Raw genomic sequence first — 217 nt, 5'->3', positions numbered from 1 at the left:
CCCACTTTGGTCCGTAGACATTATGCGGTATTAGCAGTCGTTTCCAACTGTTGTCCCCCACCAAAAGGCATATTCCCAAGCATTACTCACCCGTCCGCCGCTCGTCAGCAAAGTAGCAAGCTACTTTCTGTTACCGCTCGACTTGCATGTGTTAGGCCTGCCGCCAGCGTTCAATCTGAGCCATGATCAAACTCTTCAATTAAAAGTTTTTTCTGTC

The 217-nt window shown here is 48.4% G+C and carries 1 rRNA gene; it reads right to left on the bottom strand.

Features of this window, described 5'->3' with window-relative positions:
• Positions 1-202 (bottom strand): 16S ribosomal RNA (locus H5158_RS23095); the annotation flags it as partial.
• Positions 203-217: the final 15 nt, after the last annotated feature.

The organism is Pseudoalteromonas sp. SR45-6 (assembly GCF_014163545.1).
GTDB lineage: Bacteria > Pseudomonadota > Gammaproteobacteria > Enterobacterales > Alteromonadaceae > Pseudoalteromonas > Pseudoalteromonas rhizosphaerae.
This window is presented reverse-complemented; position numbering and strand designations above follow the sequence as displayed.